Source organism: Streptomyces sp. SCUT-3 (assembly GCF_014083985.1).
GTDB lineage: Bacteria > Actinomycetota > Actinomycetes > Streptomycetales > Streptomycetaceae > Streptomyces_H > Streptomyces_H thermolineatus.
The window spans coordinates 1321097-1339107 of record NZ_CP046907.1 but is presented as its reverse complement, the minus strand read 5'-3'; the positions used below and the strand labels follow the sequence as shown (position 1 = coordinate 1339107).

Here is an 18011-nt window from a genome sequence, read left to right as displayed (position 1 = left end):
ATGACCGAGAGCACTGCTGCATCCGAGAAGAGCGCCGCGCCCGACCGGGGCGACCGGCCCAAGGCCCGTGACCTCAACCAGGTCATCCGCTACACGCTGTGGTCCGTCTTCCGGCTGCGCGAGGCCCTGCCCGAGGACCGTGCCGGCTGGGCGGACGAGGTCCAGGAGCTGTTCGACCAGCTCGCCGCCAAGGGCGTCACGGTGCGCGGCACCTACGACGTCTCCGGCCTGCGCGCCGACGCCGACGTGATGGTCTGGTGGCACTCCGAGGACTCCGACGCCCTGCAGGACGCCTACAACCGGTTCCGCCGCACCCGCCTGGGCCGCGCCCTGGAACCCGTGTGGTCCAACATGGCCCTGCACCGCCCCGCGGAGTTCAACAAGAGCCACATCCCGGCGTTCCTGGCCGACGAGACCCCGCGCGACTACATCTGCGTCTACCCGTTCGTGCGCTCCTACGACTGGTACCTGCTGGAGGACGAGGAGCGCCGCCAGATGCTGGCGGAGCACGGGAAGATGGCACGCGGCTTCCCGGACGTGCGCGCCAACACCGTCGCCTCCTTCGCCCTGGGCGACTACGAGTGGATGCTGGCCTTCGAGGCCGACGAGCTGCACCGGATCGTCGACCTCATGCGGCACCTGCGCGGCTCCCGGGCGCGGATGCACGTGCGCGAGGAGGTCCCCTTCTACACCGGCCGCCGCAAGGCCGTCTCCGAACTGGTCGCCGGCCTGGCCTGAGACGGACCCGGCCCGGGCGGACCTCCCCGGCCCTCGGCCCGCCCCTGGCCGCCCCGGCACCGTTCGCGGGTACGCCCCCGGCGGCCCGGCCCGCTCCCCCCGGCCCCGGCCGGGACGGGACGGCGGCCCGGGCCGCCGGGGGCGTACGCCGTTGTGCACGGTCCCGGACGGCCGTGGGCGGTCCCGCGCGGCCGCGGGCGGTCCCGCGCGGCTCCGGGGGCTCCGGGCGGCCTCGGACGGTCCCGCGCGGCTCAGCCGCGGCGCGCCGGCCGGTCGGCGCGGACCGTCCGCAGGCCGGCCAGCAGCCGGACGATCCGCCCGCCCCGGCGGGGAGCCGGACCGGACCGCTCGTACAGCCACTGCGCCAGCTCCCCGCGCTGGCGCCGGGTCAGCTCGGCCCGGCCGAGCACGTCCCGGGCGAACGCCAGCGCGTCGTGCCGGTAGCCGCCGTCCATCGGCGTGCGGTGGGCGTGGCGCAGGAACGCCGGCCGGTACCCGTCCCCCAGGATCCGCGGCAGCTCCGGGGCGATCCTGGCCACCACGTTCGCCCGCTTCGCGGCCAGGGCCGCCTTCTGGGCCTTCATCCGCGCCGGGTCGAAGCCCGGGGGCACGGGCGTGCCCGCGACGAGGGCCGACAGCAGCGCCGTCTGCGCGAGCGCCAGGCGCTGCCGGGCGCCCTCCGTCCCCCGCCGATCCCGCCGGCCCCGCCGGCCCCGCCGGCCCCACCGGCCCCTGTTCCGTCCGCCGAGGGACGCTTCTCACCCGACACGGCTGCTCCTCCCGCTCCGCTCCAGGACCCGCCGCACGGACCGCAGTTCGCCCGCCAGCTCCGGCAGCGGCGGGAAGTCGTCGTCGCGCTCGAGCAGGACGCCCGGCGGGCGGTGCCGCTCGCACAGCGCCTCCAGGACCTCCAGCACCGGGCCGGGCACGGGGTGGGCGTGGGTGTCGTGCCAGATCCCGTCGCGCTCGGCCCCTCCGGCGACGTGCACGTACGCCAGGGCCCCGTCGGGCAGCGCGTCCAGGGCCTCGACCGGGTCCTCGCCCCGGTTGACGCGGTTGGTGTGCAGGTTGGCCACGTCGACCAGCAGCTTCACGCCGGTCCGCCCGGCCAGCTCGGCCAGGAAGGCGCCCTCGCCCATGTCGTCGTCCGGCCAGCCGAACAGCGCCGCGACGTTCTCCAGCGCCAGCGGGACCGGCAGCGAGTCCTGGGCGATCCGCACGTTCTCCACCAGCACCTCCAAGGCGTCGCGCGAGCGCGGCACCGGCAGCAGGTGGCCCGCTTCCAGGCGGGGGGAGCCGGTCGCCGCCCCGCCCGCCCGGACGAACGCGATGTGCTCGGTCACCAGGGGAGCTCCCAGCGCCTCGGCCCGCTCGGCCAGGGCCGCCAGCCGCTGCGGGTCTGGCCGCTCCGCGCCGCCCAGGCCCAGCGAGACCCCGTGCGGCACCACGGTCACCCCGCGCCCGCGCAGCCGGACCAGGGAGTCGGGCAGGTGGCCGGGGCATATGTTCTCGGCCACCACCTCCACCCACCGGACCCTCTCCGGCCCCTCCGCGGAGGCCAGCTCCTCCACGGCGTCCGCGATCTCCGGACGCCAGCCGATCCCCAGGCCCAACTGTTCCACGGTTCCCCCTCCGCCTTCGCGCCTGCCGGTGTGATCGCCGCCGCGGCCGCCGCCCAATCCCGATGTCTCGTTTCCAGAGGTTGATTTGAGCTTACGGGCGGCATCAGACTTGCTCGGCATGGCGGACGTGGACGTGCTGGTGATCTGCGGGGCGGCGGGGGTGGGCAAGACCTCGACCGCCCACGAGGTCTCGGCGCTGCTCGGCCGGTCCGGCATCGCCCACGCGACGGTCGACGCCGACGAGCTGGACCGGATGCACCCCTGGCCCGTCCCCGGCCTGCCCGCCTTCGAGCCGGCCCGCACCAACCTGGCCGCCCTGTGGTCCACCTACCTGGGCCTGGGCCACACCCGGCTGGTGCTGTGCGGGGTCTTCGCCGACCTGCGGCAGGAACTCGCCTGGATCGCCGACGCGGTGCCCCGCGCGGCCTTCACCGTCGTCCGGCTGACCGCCTCGCCGCAGGTGCTGGCGCAGCGGGTCCGCCGCCGGGAGATCGGCTCCGGCACCGAGGACCAACTGGAGCGCTCCACCGCCCAGTCGGAGGCCATCGCCGCGGCCGACCCCGGCGGCACCCTGGTCGTGGACACCACTGGGCTGACGGTCGAGCAGGTCGCCGACCGGGTCGTCGGCCTGTGGCCCGCGGCCCGCACCGCCGGCCGATCCCGTCACCGGCCGCCCGGCACCGGCCGCCCGTGACTCCCGGCCCGTGACCCCGGCCCCGGTCCGGGGAAGGGACCGGCCGGGCCCGGGCCGGGGTGGTTCACTCCCAGCCGGTCAGGGCCGGGTGTTCGGCCACGACCGTGCACGAGCCCGGGGCGATCTCGGTGAAGCCCGCGTCCCGCACGACCGGGAGACCGGAGGCGACCAGCCGCTGCCAGGCCTGCGCCCCCGGCGCCGTGCGGACCGCCAGCGCGAACCCCGAGGCGCGCCACCGCTCGCGGGCGTCCCCGTCCAGCCGCCACCAGGCCAGCTGCGCGGCGTGCGCGACCTGCGCCATCGCCTTGCCGGCCGTCATGCCCAGCTCCGGGTTGAGCCACAGCACCGGCAGTCCCGGCCCGGGGGCCGACGGCACGGACGGGTCCGCGAGTTCCGTCCCCGACACCTGGAGGCGGGCCAGGTCCTTGGGCCAGCCGTCCAGCGGCACTGGCGGGAAGACCCGCACCTGCGCCCCTCCGCCGTCGAGGGTCAGCCCGTCCAGGGCTTCCGCGCGGCGCCACTCCGCGCCCCGGGCCCGGCGCACCACCTTGCGGATCCGGGCGCCCTCCCAGGCGCGCACCGCCTGCGACCACTCACCGTCGGTGGAGCGCTCGTCGGACAGGAACGCCAGTACCGCGCGCGCCGCCGTCTCCAGCGCCGCGGTGCGCGCCGGGGGGTCGGCCCGTTCGACGCGGACGACGAGCGGGAGGACGAACTCGGTCGCGGGGCCCGGTGCGGGGGCCTGCTCCCCGGCGCGGTCGCCGGCGGCGCCGGTACCGGGGGAGGAGGGGGTGGAGGGGGCGGAGGGAGTGCTGGCCACGGTCCAAGAATGCCAGGGCCCCGGCGCAGGACGGCGGCGGGGCCGGGGCGGACGGACTGCCCCTGTGTACGTCAGCCCTCCTCGGGGACCAGCCGCAGGGAGATCGAGTTGATGCAGTACCGCTGGTCGGTGGGGGTCGGGTAGCCCTCGCCGGAGAAGACGTGGCCCAGGTGGCTGCCGCAGCGGGCGCAGCGCACCTCGGTGCGCACCATGCCGAGCGAGCGGTCCTCGATCAGTTCCACGGCGTCGCTGTCGGCCGGGTCGTAGAAGCTGGGCCAGCCGCAGTGGCTCTCGAACTTGGTGTCGGAGCGGAACAGTTCGGCCCCGCAGGCCCGGCACGAGTAGACGCCCTCGGCCCTGGTGCCGGTGTACTCGCCGGTGAAGGGGCGTTCGGTGCCGGCCTGGCGGAGCACCCGGTACTCCTCCTCCGTCAGCCGTTCGCGCCACTCCTGCTCGGTCCTGTCGACCTCGTAACCCACGGCGGGTCCCTCCTCGTGTCGCTCGGCAGTCCGGTTCAGTCCTGCAGGCGGGCCAGGATGCGCGGACCGAGGTCGGTCACGTCCCCCGCGCCCATGGTGAGAACGAGATCGCCGGGTGCGGCCATTCCGGCGACGACCTCCGGGACGGTCTCCATGCCGTGCACGGCCCGCACGTCGGCGCCCCGCGCGGCGGCCGCGTCGACGATCAGGGCGCTGGTGACCCCGGGCACCGGGTCCTCGCGGGCCGGGTAGATGTCCAGGACCACGGAGGCGTCGGCCAGGGTGAGCGCCTGCCCCATCTCGTCGGCGAGCTGCTGGGTGCGGCTGAACAGGTGGGGCTGGAAGACCACCAGGATCCGGCCGCCGTCCGCGTGGCCGCGGATCGCCTCCAGGTCGGCGGCGATCTCGGTGGGGTGGTGGGCGTAGGAGTCGATGACCTGCACGCCCTTGGCCTCGCCCTTGAGCTGGAGGCGGCGGCGCACCCCGGTGTAGGCGCCCAGGGCGCGGCCCATGTCGTCCGCGGGGACCCCGAGGGCGGTGGCGGCGGCGAGCGCGGCCACCGCGTTGTGGGCGTAGTGGCGGCCGGGCACGGAGACGGTGAAGACGGTCTCGGTGCCGCCGGCGACGACGCTCACCTCGCTGGTGGTGCCGCGCGGGGTGATCCGGGCGATCCGCACGTCCGCGCCCTCGCGCTCGCCGACGGTGACCACGTTCAGGCCCTCGCGCCCGGCCACCCGCCCGGCCAGCTCGGCCGCCCGGGTGGTCGGTGTCGACGACCAGGGTGCCGCCGGGGCGGATGCGGCCCACGAAGGTCTCGAAGGACTCGAAGACCTCCTCCAGGGAGGCGTAGTTGGCGTGGTGGTCGAGCTCCACGTTGAGCACGATCGCCACCTCGGGCGCGTACTTGTGGAAGCTGCGGTCGCTCTCGTCGGCCTCGGCCACGAAGATCTCGCCCGTGCCGTGGTGGGCGTTGGTGCCCGGCTCCGACAGGTCGCCGCCGATGGCGTACGACGGGTCCAGGCCCAGCTCGGACAGGGCGACGGCGAGCATGGAGGTGGTCGTGGTCTTGCCGTGGGTGCCGGCCACCGCGATCGGCCGGAAGCCGTCCATCAGCGAGGCCAGGGCGTCGGAGCGGTGCACCACCGGGACGCCGCGTCCGCGGGCGGCGGCCAGCTCCGGGTTGTCGTCGCGGATCGCGCTGGAGACGACCACGGCGTCGGCGTCGTCGGCCAGGTGCTCCGCGGCGTGGCCGACGTGCACGGTCACGCCCAGGGAGCGCAGCGCGGCGGCCGTCGCCGAGTCCTTGGCGTCGCTGCCGGCCACCCGCGCGCCGCGCATCGCCAGGATCTTGGCGATCCCGGACATCCCGGCGCCGCCGATGCCGATGAAGTGCGGACGGTCCATGGCGGACGGGACGGCGGGTGCCATCTGCGGGTCTCCCCTGGTCGAGCGGTCGCGGGACGGGGCGCGCCGCGCGGGCGCGCCCCGGCGAGCCTACTCGTTGTGGGCGAAGAGCTTGAGCACCGGGACGCCCACCTTGTGGCGCGCCCGGGAGGCCCAGTCGCGGTGGAAGAACTCCTCCACCAGGTGCGGGGCGGTCAGCACGATCACCTCGTCGGCGCCGGTCTCGGCCACGACCGAGCGCAGCAGGTCCACCGGGTGCTTGTCGACGATCTGCCCGACGGCCTCGGCGCCGGTGTCGCGCAGCGACTGCAGGCTGTGCGCGAGGGCGCGTCCGGCGGCGGTGGTGGCCTCCTCGCCCTCGGGCTCGTCGTCCTCGTGCACGGCCTTGTCCAGCTGGCCCAGGGCGACGTCGTCCAGTGCGCGCAGCAGGAGGTCCTGGTCGCCGCGCGGCTGCATGAGGACCACGAACGACACCGGCTCGTCGCCGTGCAGGGTGGTGACCGTCTCCACGTCCTCCGGCGCGAGGGGTCTTTCGATCATCAGTACCGTCGTGAACACGGGCACGCCTTTCCTTCCCGGTGGCCGGCCGGCCCCCGCGAGAACCGTCTGCCCCCGGATCGACGGGGCACGCGGGGCAGTTTTCCCCGAAAAGCGGACGGGAATCAACGATTCCTGACGTAGCGGGTGAACAGGAAGCCGTCCTCCTCCAGGATCGAGGCGGGGGAGAAGCGCCGGGGCTCGTCGAGCCCGGGCCCGCTCATGATCCGGGAGGCGTCGCCCGAGGTGACCATGGGGGCGATCGTCAGGCACAGCTCGTCCAGCACCCCGGCCCCGGCGAACTGCCCCAGCAGCTGCGGGCCGCCCTCGGTCAGCAGCCGTCCCCAGCCGTGCCGGGCCAGCTCGCGCACCGCCCGCGCCGGGTCCACGCCCGTCCCCTCGCCGGCCGTGATCACCACGGCGCCGGCCTCCCGCGCCGCGCGCACCCGGGCCTCGGGCGCGGCGGCCCCGGTCAGCAGCACGGTCGGGGTGAGGGCCTCGGTGAACAGGGGGGAGGAGAAGTCGAGGTCGCAGCCGGAGGTGACCACGGCGATCGCCGGGGCCGGGGTCTGCCCCAGCGCCGCCCGCCGCCCGGCGAACGCCTTGCGGGCCCGCAGCGGCCCGTACCCCTCGGCGCGGATCGTCCCGGCGCCGACGACCACCACGTCCGCCAGTGCCCGCAGCATCCCGAGGATCCGCACGTCCGCCTCGCAGGACAGCGGCCGGGAGTGCCCGGCGTGGTGGGCGGCGCCGTCGAGCCCGCTCACCATGTTGCCGCGCAGCCACGGCGCGGAGGCGTCCGTGCCCGGCGGGTAGGCGTACGCCTCGGCGAGGCCCTCCAGGGTGTCCAGGTCCTCCGGGACGCCCGGGGTGCCCGGAGTGCCGGGGACGAGGGGGCCGGCGGCGTCGGCCTCCCGGCCGGTGGGCCCGGCGGAGGGGGAGGCGGGCAGGTCGGGGGCGGGGTGCACGGGGTACAGGCGGCGCATGCCCCGCAGTGTGGCACGGCCGGTGCGGCACGGCCCACGCTGCCCGCGGACACGAGGACGTAAGGTGGAGGGCTGTGTCCTCCGCAGCCTCCCCCGCGCCCTCCTCCGGCCCGACGCCGCCCCCCGCGGCCGCCGGCCCGGTCTCCCTGTGCGACCGCGAACCGCACGTGCCCGCCGACCGGCTCGTCGCCGAGATGGTGCCGCCCCCGCGTTTCGACGGGGTGCGCTTCGACAACTACATCCCCGACCCCGCGCAGCCCAGCCAGGCCGAGGCGGTGCGGGTGCTGCGCGGCTTCGCCGCCTCCGTCGGCGCCCCCGGTGAGGGCGGCCGCCGCCGCTGGTTCCGCCGCGCCCCCGCCGCCCCCGCGGCCCCGGCCGGCCCCACGGGCGTCTACCTCGACGGCGGCTACGGCGTCGGCAAGACCCACCTGCTCGCCTCCACCTGGCACGCGGCCCCCGCCCCGCGCGAGCAGAAGGCGTTCGGCACCTTCGTGGAGCTGACCAACCTGGTGGGCGCGCTCGGCTTCCAGCACGCGGTGCAGGCGCTCAGCGACCACAAGCTGCTGTGCATCGACGAGTTCGAGCTCGACGACCCGGGCGACACCGTCCTGGTCTCCACCCTGCTGGCGAAGCTGGCCGACGCCGGCGTGAAGCTGATGGCCACCTCCAACACCCTGCCCGGCAAGCTCGGCGAGGGCCGCTTCGCCGCCTCCGACTTCATGCGGGAGATCCAGGGCCTGTCCGCGCACTTCCGCTCCCTGCGCGTCGACGGCGAGGACTACCGCCACCGCGGCCTGCCCGCGGCCCCCGCCCCGTACACCGACGAGGAGGTCACCGCCGCCGCGTCCGGCGTCCCCGGCGCCTCCCTCGACGACTTCGGCGCCCTGCTGGAGCACCTCTCCCGCGTCCACCCCAGCCGCTACGGCGCCCTGACCGACGGGGTGCGCGCGGTCTTCCTGCGCGGCGTCACGCCGGTGCCCGACCAGGGCACGGCGCTGCGGCTGGTCGTCCTGGCCGACCGGCTCTACGACCGCGAGGTGCCGGTGACGGCCTCCGGGGTGCCGTTCGACGAGATGTTCAGCGAGGAGATGCTGCGCGGCGGCTACCGCAAGAAGTACTTCCGGGCGATATCCCGCCTGGTCGCGCTGGCCCGCGACAGCGGCAAGGTCGTGGCCGAGGGCCGGTAGGCGGCGGCCCGGACCGGGCCTCCGCGGACGCGGTGCGGGGGACAGGCGCGGTTCCGGTCCGGCCTGTGACGTGGTACACACGGCCGGGTCATGTTCCTGTCCGCCAGCAGGGAGAGACCATGTCCGTTTCACGACGCCGGGTGCTCGCCGGATCCGGGGCCCTGGCCGCGTCGATCACCGTCAGCGGGTGCATCCCCGAACTCTTCGCCGGGGCGGCGGGCGCACTGCCGCCCGCCAACTCCCTCCGCGGTAAGGGCGACGCCGGCTACGGCCCGCTCGTCCCCGACCCGGACGGCATGCTCGACCTCCCCGAGGGGTTCCGGTACCGGGTGCTCTCGCGCACCGGCGACCGGATGTCCTCCGGGGAGGGCACGGTCCCCGGCCACTGCGACGGCATGGCCGCCTTCCCCGGCCGCGGCGGCCGGGTGCACCTGGTGCGCAACCACGAGAACCGCGCCAGTGCCGGGGCGCCCGTCCCCGTCGTGGACGGCCTGACCTACGACCCGCAGGCCAAGGGCGGCTGCACCGCCCTGGAACTGTCCGCCTCCGGCCGGCGGGCGGGCGAGCGCGTCGCGATCGCCGGCACCGCGGTCAACTGCGCCGGCGGCCCCACCCCCTGGAACACCTGGCTCACCTGCGAGGAGACCGAGGACCGGGCGGGCACCAACGGGTACACCGAGGACCACGGCTTCGTCTTCGAGGTCGACCCGTACGACCCGCGCCGCACCGGCGCCGTGCCGCTGACCGCCATGGGCCGCTTCCAGCACGAGGCGGTCGCCGTCGACCCGCGCAACGGCACCGTCTACGAGACCGAGGACGCCTTCGAACGCCCCTTCGGCCTCTTCTACCGCTTCCTGCCGGAGAAGCCGCTGGGCGGGCGTGGCAGCCTGCGGGCCGGCGGCCGGCTGCAGGCCATGCGCGTCCCCGGGGTGCCCGACCTGTCCGCCGTCCGGGAGGCCGGGACGGTCTTCGAGCGGATCGAGTGGGCCGACGTCCCCGACCCGCTGGCGGCCCGCACCCCGATCCGCCACCAGGACTTCGGCCGCGGCGGCATCACCCACGCCCAGAAGCTGGAGGGCTGCTACTGGGGCGGCCGCAGCGTCTACTTCGTCTCCTCCTTCGCCCGCGCGGAGGAGGGCTCGGCCGCCGACCACCACGGGCAGGTGTGGCGCTACGACCCGGCCGAGCGCCGCCTGACCCTGGTGGTGGTCTTCGGCCCCTCCACGGACGTGCAGCTCCCCGGCGAGGCCCCGGACAACATCTGCCTCGCCCCGCAGGGCGGCCTGATGGTCTGCGAGGACGGCGACGGCGCCCAGCACGTCTTCGGCGTCACCCGCGACGGCGAGGTCTACCCGGTGCTGCGCAACCGCATCGACATCGGCACCCCGGGGGCACCGGCCTGGGGCGAACTGGCCGGCGTCACCTTCTCCGGCCCCGCCGACGGCAACCGCACCATGTACATCAACGTGTACGACCCGGGCGTCACCTTCGCGATCACCGGCCCCTGGGGCCGCTGACCCGGCGCGGGCGCGGTCACCAGGAGGGCTGTCACACTTCCACCCGCTCACCGGTCTCCTTGGACGAGGCGCGCTCCACCGGGGAGCGCGCCCGTCGAAGGGACGGCGACTGCGATGACCACGATCCTGGTGACCGGCGGAACCGGAACGCTCGGCCGGCTCGTCACCGAGCGGCTGCGCGCGGACGGGCACGAGGTGCGCGTGCTGAGCCGGCACTCCCGGCCGTACGCCGTGGACCTGCGCGAGGGCACGGGCCTGGCCGCGGCCGTCGACGGCGTGGACACCGTCGTGCACTGCGCGACCGCGCCGCGCGGCGGCGACGACCTGGCGGCACGCCACCTGATCGAGGCGTCCCGCCGGGCCGGGGTGCGGCACCTGGCGTACATCTCGATCGTCGGCGTCGACCGGGTGCCGTTCGGCTACTACCGGACGAAGCTCGCCGTCGAGAGGATGGTCGAGGAGTCGGGGCTCGGCTGGACGGTGCTGCGCGCGACGCAGTTCCACGACCTGGTGCTGCAGGTCCTGGAGGGGCTGGCGAAGCCGCCGGTCGTGCTGCTCCCGGCAGGGGTCGCCGACCAGCCGGTCGAGGCGGCGGAGGTCGCCGCCCGGCTGGCCGGGCTCGCCGCCGGGGAGCCCGCGGGGCGGGTCCCGGACATGGGCGGGCCCGAGGTCCGTACGCTCCCGGAGCTGGCCCGGGCCTACCTGCGCGCGAGCGGCCGGCGCCGCCCCCTGCTGAACGTGCCCCTGGCCGGCAAGGCCTACCGGGCGTTCCGGGCCGGCGGACATCTGGCACCGGAGCGGGCCGTGGGCGAGGTGACGTTCGAGCAGTTCCTGGCGGGGCGCTTCCCCGGGCGCGGCTGACGCCCGGACGCGGCTGACGCCCGGGCGGGCGTGTGCCCTGGCGGGCCGCCGGCCCGGCGGCGGCCCGGCGGCCCCGGCGCCCCTCCCCGCGGGCGGCTTGCGGCGTGCGGGACTACGGCTGCCGGGCGGTGCGGCGGGAGCGGACCAGGGCCAGTCCGCCGAGGGCCGTTGCGACCAGCCCCACCACCAGGGCCACGACGCCCCCGCCCAGCCCGTTGCCGGTGCCGAGGCCGCCGTCGGCCGTGGCCACGACCAGCCCGCCTAGGGCAGTGCCGACCAGCCCCGCAGCCAGGGCCGCGACGGCCCCGGGCCGCCCGGACCCGGTGCCGGAACGACCGGCGGGGCGGGCCAGGGCCAGCCCGCCGACGACCGCGCCGGCAAGCCCCAGCACGGCGGCCGCGGCGGCCCCGAGCCGCCCGGAGCTCATGGCGTACACGTCGGCGGCCGACCGGACCGAGGCGCTCGCGGCCGCCGGCGCGGCAAGCACGAACACCCCGAGCAGGGCGGTTCCGGCCACGGCAAGCACACGCCGGACCGGCATCGGGACTCTCGACGGGCTCATGTCCTTCTCCTCTTTCGGGCGTCTCGTTTCCGGGGTTCGGATGTCACCCGATCATGTCGCCGGACGTGCCGCCGGTCGTCCCGCAGGCGCAGACACTTCGCGCTGCCGCCGGCGGCGCACCCGGATGCCGCGGACGCCGCAGGCGCCGGGAAGGTACTGCGGGCGCGGTAGCCGGCGATCGTCCGCAAGCGTGACCCGCCCGCAGCCGTACCCGGCTAGGGTGCGCGAATGGGTGCAGGACTGTCCGGTGTCCCGGCCGGCGCCAGGGACTGGGCGATCGCCGTCTGCGTGGCGACGGCGCTGCTGGTCACGGGGTTGTCCGGCCAGCGCTCCGCCACGGACGCCGGGCTGTTCGGCCCCGCACTGCTGACGGCCGGCGGCCTGGCGCTGGCGGCCCGCCGGAGGGCCCCGGTTCCCGTCCTGGCCGTCACCGGCCTGTGCGCGGCGGGCTACCAGGCGGCCGGTTTCGACGTGCCCGCCGTCGCCTACCTGTTCGCGGTGTACGCGGCCGTACGGGCGGGGCACCGCACCGCCGCGGTGGTGGCGAGCGTGGCCGTGGTCGCCGTGCTCCCCCTCGCGGCCCTGGCCTCGGGCCTGCACGACACGGGCGAGGCGTTCGCGCGGGCCCGGGGCGCCCTCGAACTGGCCTGGCTGGTCGCGGCAGGCGCCGCGGGCGAAGCGCTGCGGCAGGCCGAGCGGCGGGCGGACGAGGCCGAGCGCACCCGGGAGGAGGCCGCGCGGCGCCGCGCCGACGAGGAGCGGCTGCGCATCGCGCGGGAGCTGCACGATTCGCTCACCCACCAGATCTCGATCATCAAGGTGCAGGCCGAAGCCGCCGTCCACGTGGCCCGCAGGCGCGGCGAACAGGTACCGGAGGCCCTGTTGGCGATCCAGGGGGCCGGGCGTGAGGCGACCCGGGAGCTGCGCGCGACCCTGGGGGCGCTGCGCGACGACGACACGGCCCCGCCGCGCGGGCTCGACCACGTACCGGAACTGGTGGAAGGGGCCCGTGGCATCGGCCTGGACGCGACGCTGACGATCGAGGGGCAGCGACAGGGCGTGCCGGCCGCGGTGGACCGGACCGTCTACCGGATCGTCCAGGAGGCGCTCACCAACATCGCCCGCCACGCCGGCGCCGCCACGGCGTCGGTCCGGATCGACTGCCGTCCGGACGCCCTCGCCGTGCGCGTCGACGACGACGGCGGGGCCACGCCGGACGCCGTGCCGGTGCCCGGCGTCGGGCTGCTCGGGATGCGCGAACGCGTCACCGCCCTCGGCGGTCGCCTGCGCGCGGAACCGCGCAGCGGGGGCGGCTTCACCGTGCAGGCCGAGCTCCCCGTGGACCGGGCACCGTGATCCGTGTCCTGCTGGTCGACGACCAGCCGCTGATCCGCAGCGGGTTCCGCGCGCTCCTCGACCTCGAGGACGACATCGAGGTGGTGGCCGAGGCCTCCGACGGACGGGAGGGGCTGGCCCTGGCGAAGGAGCACCTGCCCGACGTCGCTCTCGTCGACATCCGGATGCCGGTCGTCGACGGCATCGAGGCGACCCGGCGCATCGCCGCGGACCCGGCCCTGGCCGGGGTGCACGTCGTCGTCCTCACCAACTACGGCTTCGACGAGTACGTCTTCGACGCGCTGCGCGCCGGAGCCGCCGGGTTCCTCGTCAAGGACGTCGTGCCGGAGGACTTCCTGCACGCCGTGCGCGTCGCCGCGCGCGGCGACGCCCTGCTCGCGCCGTCGATCACCCGCAGGCTGATCGACCGGTACGTCACCCAGCCGCTCCACGCCGGTCCCGTCCCGGAGCTGGAGGACCTGACGGCCCGCGAACGCGAGGCCGTCGCCCTGGTCGCCCAGGGCCTGTCCAACGACCGGATCGCCGACCGCATGGTGATCAGCCCGATGACCGCGAAGACCCACGTCAACCGGGCCATGGCCAAGCTCCGCGCCCGGGACCGCGCCCAACTCGTGATCCTCGCCTACGAGTCCGGCCTGGTGACCCCGCGCAACCGCTGACGCCGGCGGCCCGCGGGAGTCCGGGGCGCCCGCTCGTGCCGGCCACGGCCGGCCACGGCCGGTCCGTCGGGGCCGCGCCTGCGGACCGCGCTCCGTCAGGAGTTTCGGGCCCCGAGCAGGGCCTGCCACAGGTGCGGGGGCCAGTGCCGCTCCTCCCAGCGCTCCTCCTCGGGCAGGGCGAGCAGTTCGACGCGGTGGACGGTCACCGGGTCGGCGCCGCGGGCGCGGAGCCGGTCCGGTGCGTGCGCCACCGTCCAGGACCGCAGTTCGTCGACCGGCTCCTCGCCGTCCGCCCAGGGGACGTGGAAGCCGCTGCAGACGCCGCTGTCGGAGGAGAGGTTGTCCATCCAGTCGTCCACCGCGAGCCCGAGGTGCGCGTCGGCCGCCGGGCCGCGCTCCCGCGCCCACCGGTCGAGCCAGGGGGTGAAGGTGCCGGAGACCATGGCGCAGGTCTCGAACACGTCCGACGCGGGGGTCGGCGGGTCGGGGTGCCGCAGGGTCGCCGTCCACCAGGCGTCGAGGAACCGCCGGACGGCCCCCGCCTCCTCCCGGGGCCAGGACGGTATGCCGGCCCGGGCCAGTTGGGCCGCCTCCATGCCCACGGTGTTCGCCTCCCCGCTGGCCATGAGGACCACGAGCCGCGGGAGGATCCGGCGGACCACCGCCGGGTGGTCGTCCCAGTGGCTGCCCACCTCGCGGGCGACCGCGCCGACGAGTTCGTCGGGGAGGGCCGCGTCGGGGTCGAGGAGCAGGGCGATCTCCTCCTCCGGCCAGCAGTACGAGCAGCCCTTCTCGTCGGGGTGGGCGGCCATGCCGGCGAAGACTTCGGCCACGTGCGCGACCGCGGCCCGCAGTTCCCGCTCGGCGGCCCCGGCCGCGGCGCGGTCGGCGGGTGGGCCGGGGACGGGGGAGTCGGAGAAGGGGGAGTCGGGAAGGGCATCGGAGGCACCCGTTCGGGACTCCGGGGGCCTGCGCCGCCCGAAGAGCGCCACGGTACACGGCGGTTCGGTGCCGGGCACCGGGATTCCGCACCGCCCGCACAGTCCGCACCGGGATGTCTCCTTCCGCGCGGGGCGTACCGGGGCGGGCCCGGCGCGGCGGCGGACGGCGGACGGGTGCGGGGCCGTCAGCGCAGGACGGCGACGGAGCGGGGCGGCAGGCGCAGAGGGACTCCGGGGGAGGGCGGGAGGACCTCCGCATCGGCGTCCGCGAAGGCGGCCAGCAGTTCGGAGCCGCCGTCCGCGTTCCCGCCCACGTCCCCGCCCAGGGGGATCTCGGCGGGCGCGTCGGAGAGGTTCGCGGCGGTGCGCACCTCTCCGCGGCGGACGGTGATCCACCGGGCGGCCTCGTCGAAGTCCACCGACACCGCCGTCAGGTCGGGGTCGGTCAGTTCCGGGAGCGCGCGGCGCAGGGCGAGCAGGGTGCGGTGCCACTCCAGCAGGCCGGCGTGCGGGGCGCGCCCCGGCTCGGACCAGTCCAGGCAGGAGCGGTCCCGGGTGGCCGGGTCCTGCGGGTCGGGGACGTCCCCCTCGGACCAGCCGTGCGCCGCGAACTCCCGCCTGCGGCCGCGCCGCACCGCCTCGGCCAGCTCCGGGTCGGTGTGGTCGGTGAAGAACTGCCACGGGGTGCCGGCGCCCCACTCCTCGCCCATGAACAGCATCGGGGTGAACGGCGAGGTGAGGACGAGCGCCGCGCCCGCCGCGAGCAGGCCGGGCGGCAGGGAGGCGGACAGCCGGTCGCCGGCCGCCCGGTTGCCGACCTGGTCGTGGGTCTGGGCGTAGCCGAGGAACCGGTGGGCGGGGGTGGTGCGCCGGTCCACCGGGCGCCCGTGGGCGCGGTCGCGGAAGGAGGAGAAGCAGCCGTCGTGGAACCACACCCCGGTCAGGGTGCGGGCCAGCGCGGCCATCGGCGCGCGGGCGAAGTCCGCGTAGTAGCCGCGGGACTCGCGGGTCAGGGCGGTGTGCAGGGCGTGGTGGAAGTCGTCGTTCCACTGGGCGTGCAGGCCCAGGCCGCCGGCCTCGCGGGCGGTGGTGGTGCGCGGGTCGTTGCGGTCGGACTCGGCGATGAGCACCAGCGGGCGGCCCAGGGAGGCGGACAGGGCGTCGACGGCGGCCGACAGCTCCTCCAGGAAGTGCACCGCCCGGGTGTCGGCGAGGGCGTGCACGGCGTCCAGCCGCAGGCCGTCCAGGTGGTGGTCGCGCAGCCAGGACAGGGCGCTGCCGATCAGGTAGGCGCGCACCTCGTCCGAGCCGGGGGCGTCGAGGTTGACGGCCGAGCCCCACGGGGTGTGGTGGGTGTCGGTGAAGTACGGGCCGAAGGCGGGGAGGTGGTTGCCGGACGGGCCGAGGTGGTTGTGCACCACGTCCAGCACGACGGCCAGCCCGGCGGCGTGGGCGGCGTCCACGAAGCGCTTGAGGCCGTCCGGGCCGCCGTAGGGCTCGTGCACCGCCCACGGCGACACCCCGTCGTACCCCCAGCCGTGCACCCCCGGGAAGGAGCACACCGGCATCAGCTCCACGTGGGTGACGCCCAGGCGCACCAGGTGGTCCAGCCGCCCGGCCGCCGCGTCGAAGGTGCCCTCTGGGGTGAAGGTGCCCACGTGCAGCTCGTACAGCACGGCGCCGGCCAGGGGGCGCCCGGTCCAGCCGGCGTCGGTCCAGGGGAAGGCGGAGTGGTCGACGACGGCGCTCGGCCCGTCGGGGCCGTCCGGCTGGCGGCGCGAGCGCGGGTCGGGCCGCGGCGGGCCGCCGTCGAGGCGGAACGCGTACCGGGTGCCGTGCTCGCGCGGCAGGCCGTCGGCCGAGCGCCACCAGCCGTCCCGGCCGGGGACGGGCCGCATCGGATGGTCGCTGCCGCTGCCGCCGCCGATCCGTACCTCCACCCGGCGCGCTTCCGGCGCCCACACCTCGTACGCCACCTGTGCGCTCCCTTCCTCCAGGCCGCCCGGCCGGCGGTCCTCCAGGATCACCGGCCGCCGCCCGGACCGCCACGGTGCGCGCCGGGCCGTCCGGCGGCGTCACCCGCCGGGGGTGCCGCGCGGCGGCTCGCCGGTGCGGGAGGAGACCGCCACGGTGGACACCCGGCCGCGGCCGTCTATCTCGATGACCGGGATCGCCTTGTCGACCGGGCTGCCGTTGGGCGCCAGGCTGATCAGCCCGCTGGCGCCGGCCACGGCGGTCTCGCCCTGGAGGGCGGACAGCAGCTGCATGACGTCGCTCCCGGTGATCTTCTGGGCCGGGACCCCGCGGGTGGCCTCGCGGATCGCGGCGACCGCGGTGACGACGGCGTCGTGCCCCATGATCGCCTGGCCGTCGTCGAGCCCCTCGCGGGGGAACGCCTTCCGGAAGCGGCCGTCCTTGCCGAACACGCCGACCGCCACCGGGTCGAAGGCGCCCGGCTCCTTCTTCCACGCGTCCTGGTGGGCCAGCCCGGTGTAGACCAGACGGATCCTGCCCCGCTGCAGCGCGTCGGTGACCTTGTCGAACCCCTCGGCCTGGGCGGTCTGCGAGGCGTCGTCGCCGGACACCACCGTCAGCTCGCGGTCCTTGCAGTGCCGGCCGGACAGCGGGCTGAGCATCCTGGGCAGGTCGACCCCGCGGCCGGCGAAGAAGACCACGTCCGGTTTCGCCTGGCACAGGTTCGCCGTCTGGATGGTGAAGTACGTCGACACGCTGCTGCGGGAGGAGTCGAACTCCATCCGCTGCACGATCCGGTCGGCGGGGAAGTTCTTCTCGAAGGACTCGGCGAGGGTCTTGCTGTAGTGGTCGTCCTTGCGGCGGTCCCGCACGAGCAGCACCTTCGCCCTCGGGTGCGACTCCTTCAGGTAGTGCGCGGCGGCCGCGGCCTCGTCCGCGTTGGAGGGGGCGACCCGCACCAGGCCGTTGATCCCCTCCAGGCTGTTGGAGGTGATCACCGCGCCGACGGCCGGGAGCCCGGTGCGGATGAGCCGGCGCACGGTGGTCTCGGTGGCGTCGGTGCTGGTGCCCAGGCCCGCGACCGCCACGATCCGGTCCTGCTTCCTGCGCTCCCGGATCCGCTCCAGGGTGAAGTCCCGCTCCTGCTTGCCCGCCCCCGTGTGCGCGAGCAGCAGCCTGATCTGCGGGGAGTCGCCGCGCACCCCGGCGTGGTTGGCCTGGTGCTGGGCGGTGTGGGCGCCCTGCAGCTCGTGCCGGACGGAGGCGAGGGTGTTGGTGTCGCCGGGGCCCGGGACCATCCGCATCAGGTAGACGACGCTGACGTACGGCGCCCCGCCGGGCTTGCCGGCCTGCTCCACGACCCGCTCGTTCTCCTTCCGGATCAGGCCGAAGACGTGCTCGAGGTCGGAGGAGAAGGCGTGGCTGCCGTCGGTCAGCCCGACGCACTCCCCCTCCGGGGAGACCCGCGCCACCCCCTCGGCGCAGGAAGTGTCCTCCGGCAGGGCCAGCCACACGGCTCCGGCGGCGGCCAGCGCGAGGACGAGCAGCACCGCCACGGTCCCGCGCCACCCCCTCCACCAGGGAGGGACGGGGTCGTAGGGGGCGTCGAAGGCGGACAGCGGGTCCGGCGCGGACCTGGACGGGGTCATCGGGGCGCTCCCTTCGGTGCGCTGC

The 18011-nt window shown here is 76.1% G+C and carries 15 protein-coding genes and 2 pseudogenes; 7 read left to right on the top strand and 10 right to left on the bottom strand.

What is annotated here, in order from left to right:
- The gene (hemQ, locus tag GQS52_RS05835) at positions 1 to 738 is read left to right on the top strand and encodes a hydrogen peroxide-dependent heme synthase (protein WP_182312007.1); all 738 of its coding nucleotides are present in this window, start codon (positions 1 to 3) and stop codon (positions 736 to 738) included.
- A gap of 251 nt (positions 739 to 989) precedes the next feature.
- Here hemQ and GQS52_RS27550 read toward each other — a convergent pair.
- Positions 990 to 2360, bottom strand: a pseudogene (locus GQS52_RS27550) (DUF692 domain-containing protein).
- A gap of 118 nt (positions 2361 to 2478) precedes the next feature.
- Here GQS52_RS27550 and GQS52_RS05820 point away from each other — a divergent pair.
- Positions 2479 to 3054, top strand: coding sequence for an AAA family ATPase (locus GQS52_RS05820; protein WP_182312001.1), 576 nt, complete (start codon positions 2479 to 2481; stop codon positions 3052 to 3054).
- A gap of 64 nt (positions 3055 to 3118) precedes the next feature.
- Here GQS52_RS05820 and GQS52_RS05815 read toward each other — a convergent pair whose 3' ends face one another.
- From GQS52_RS05815 to GQS52_RS05795, 5 genes and pseudogenes are all read right to left on the bottom strand, one after another.
- Entirely contained in the window at positions 3119 to 3874 is a 756-nt protein-coding gene (locus GQS52_RS05815) for an aminoacyl-tRNA hydrolase (RefSeq protein ID WP_182311999.1), read from the bottom strand.
- 71 nt (positions 3875 to 3945) lie between these two features.
- Positions 3946 to 4353: a peptide-methionine (R)-S-oxide reductase MsrB gene (msrB, locus tag GQS52_RS05810; RefSeq protein WP_182311997.1), complete on the bottom strand. Its 408-nt coding sequence runs from the start codon at positions 4351 to 4353 to the stop codon at positions 3946 to 3948.
- A 35-nt stretch (positions 4354 to 4388) separates the two neighbouring features.
- A pseudogene (gene murC, locus GQS52_RS05805) lies at positions 4389 to 5781 on the bottom strand (UDP-N-acetylmuramate--L-alanine ligase).
- Between the two features lie 66 nt (positions 5782 to 5847).
- Positions 5848 to 6315, bottom strand: a complete 468-nt coding sequence (locus GQS52_RS05800) for an indole-3-glycerol phosphate synthase (protein WP_182311995.1) — start codon at positions 6313 to 6315, stop codon at positions 5848 to 5850.
- Positions 6316 to 6419: 104 nt separating this feature from the next.
- Positions 6420 to 7280 (bottom strand): pyrimidine reductase family protein, encoded by an 861-nt coding sequence (locus GQS52_RS05795; RefSeq protein ID WP_182311993.1) that lies wholly within the window; start codon positions 7278 to 7280, stop codon positions 6420 to 6422.
- Between the two features lie 194 nt (positions 7281 to 7474).
- Here GQS52_RS05795 and zapE point away from each other — a divergent pair, with 194 nt between their 5' ends.
- From zapE to GQS52_RS05780, 3 genes are all read left to right on the top strand, one after another.
- Positions 7475 to 8467 carry a cell division protein ZapE gene (gene zapE / locus GQS52_RS05790; RefSeq protein ID WP_259371048.1) on the top strand — a complete coding sequence of 331 codons (993 nt, stop codon included), beginning with the start codon at positions 7475 to 7477 and terminating at the stop codon, positions 8465 to 8467.
- Positions 8468 to 8586: 119 nt separating this feature from the next.
- A complete protein-coding gene (locus tag GQS52_RS05785; protein ID WP_182311989.1) occupies positions 8587 to 9984 on the top strand; it encodes an alkaline phosphatase PhoX in 1398 nt (465 codons plus the stop codon).
- 114 nt (positions 9985 to 10098) lie between these two features.
- Positions 10099 to 10845 (top strand): NAD(P)H-binding protein, encoded by a 747-nt coding sequence (locus GQS52_RS05780; RefSeq protein ID WP_182311987.1) that lies wholly within the window; start codon positions 10099 to 10101, stop codon positions 10843 to 10845.
- Between the two features lie 112 nt (positions 10846 to 10957).
- On the opposite strand, the gene GQS52_RS05775 is transcribed toward GQS52_RS05780, so the two are convergent.
- Complete coding sequence (locus GQS52_RS05775) at positions 10958 to 11407, bottom strand: DUF6223 family protein (RefSeq protein WP_259370617.1); 450 nt, start codon at positions 11405 to 11407, stop codon at positions 10958 to 10960.
- 228 nt (positions 11408 to 11635) lie between these two features.
- On the opposite strand from GQS52_RS05775, the gene GQS52_RS05770 reads away from it, so the two are divergent.
- Together GQS52_RS05770 and GQS52_RS05765 are read left to right on the top strand one after the other, a co-directional pair.
- A complete protein-coding gene (locus tag GQS52_RS05770; RefSeq protein ID WP_182311985.1) occupies positions 11636 to 12763 on the top strand; it encodes a histidine kinase in 1128 nt (375 codons plus the stop codon).
- Complete coding sequence (locus GQS52_RS05765; RefSeq protein WP_182311983.1) at positions 12760 to 13422, top strand: response regulator transcription factor; 663 nt, start codon at positions 12760 to 12762, stop codon at positions 13420 to 13422. The genes GQS52_RS05770 and GQS52_RS05765 overlap by 4 nt, the downstream gene beginning before the upstream one ends.
- Before the next feature lie 95 nt (positions 13423 to 13517).
- Here GQS52_RS05765 and GQS52_RS05760 read toward each other — a convergent pair whose 3' ends face one another.
- The 3 genes from GQS52_RS05760 to GQS52_RS05750 form a co-directional block, all read right to left on the bottom strand.
- Complete coding sequence (locus GQS52_RS05760) at positions 13518 to 14441, bottom strand: hypothetical protein (protein ID WP_182311981.1); 924 nt, start codon at positions 14439 to 14441, stop codon at positions 13518 to 13520.
- A 107-nt stretch (positions 14442 to 14548) separates the two neighbouring features.
- Positions 14549 to 16339 carry a malto-oligosyltrehalose trehalohydrolase gene (gene treZ / locus GQS52_RS05755; RefSeq protein WP_182311979.1) on the bottom strand — a complete coding sequence of 597 codons (1791 nt, stop codon included), beginning with the start codon at positions 16337 to 16339 and terminating at the stop codon, positions 14549 to 14551.
- 99 nt (positions 16340 to 16438) lie between these two features.
- Positions 16439 to 17986 (bottom strand): ABC transporter substrate-binding protein, encoded by a 1548-nt coding sequence (locus GQS52_RS05750; RefSeq protein WP_182311977.1) that lies wholly within the window; start codon positions 17984 to 17986, stop codon positions 16439 to 16441.
- Between the last annotated feature and the right edge of the window lie 25 nt (positions 17987 to 18011).

Bases quoted from the DNA above. Each gene is read 5' to 3' on its own strand.
- hemQ (WP_182312007.1), top strand. From the start codon at position 1: ATGACCGAGAGCACTGCTGCATCCGAGAAGAGCGCCGCGCCCGACCGG.
- GQS52_RS05820 (WP_182312001.1), top strand. From the start codon at position 2,479: ATGGCGGACGTGGACGTGCTGGTGATCTGCGGGGCGGCGGGGGTGGGC.
- GQS52_RS05795 (WP_182311993.1), bottom strand. From the start codon at position 7,280: ATGCGCCGCCTGTACCCCGTGCACCCCGCCCCCGACCTGCCCGCCTCC.
- zapE (WP_259371048.1), top strand. From the start codon at position 7,475: ATGGTGCCGCCCCCGCGTTTCGACGGGGTGCGCTTCGACAACTACATC.
- GQS52_RS05785 (WP_182311989.1), top strand. From the start codon at position 8,587: ATGTCCGTTTCACGACGCCGGGTGCTCGCCGGATCCGGGGCCCTGGCC.
- GQS52_RS05780 (WP_182311987.1), top strand. From the start codon at position 10,099: ATGACCACGATCCTGGTGACCGGCGGAACCGGAACGCTCGGCCGGCTC.
- GQS52_RS05775 (WP_259370617.1), bottom strand. From the start codon at position 11,407: ATGAGCCCGTCGAGAGTCCCGATGCCGGTCCGGCGTGTGCTTGCCGTG.
- GQS52_RS05770 (WP_182311985.1), top strand. From the start codon at position 11,636: ATGGGTGCAGGACTGTCCGGTGTCCCGGCCGGCGCCAGGGACTGGGCG.
- GQS52_RS05750 (WP_182311977.1), bottom strand. From the start codon at position 17,986: ATGACCCCGTCCAGGTCCGCGCCGGACCCGCTGTCCGCCTTCGACGCC.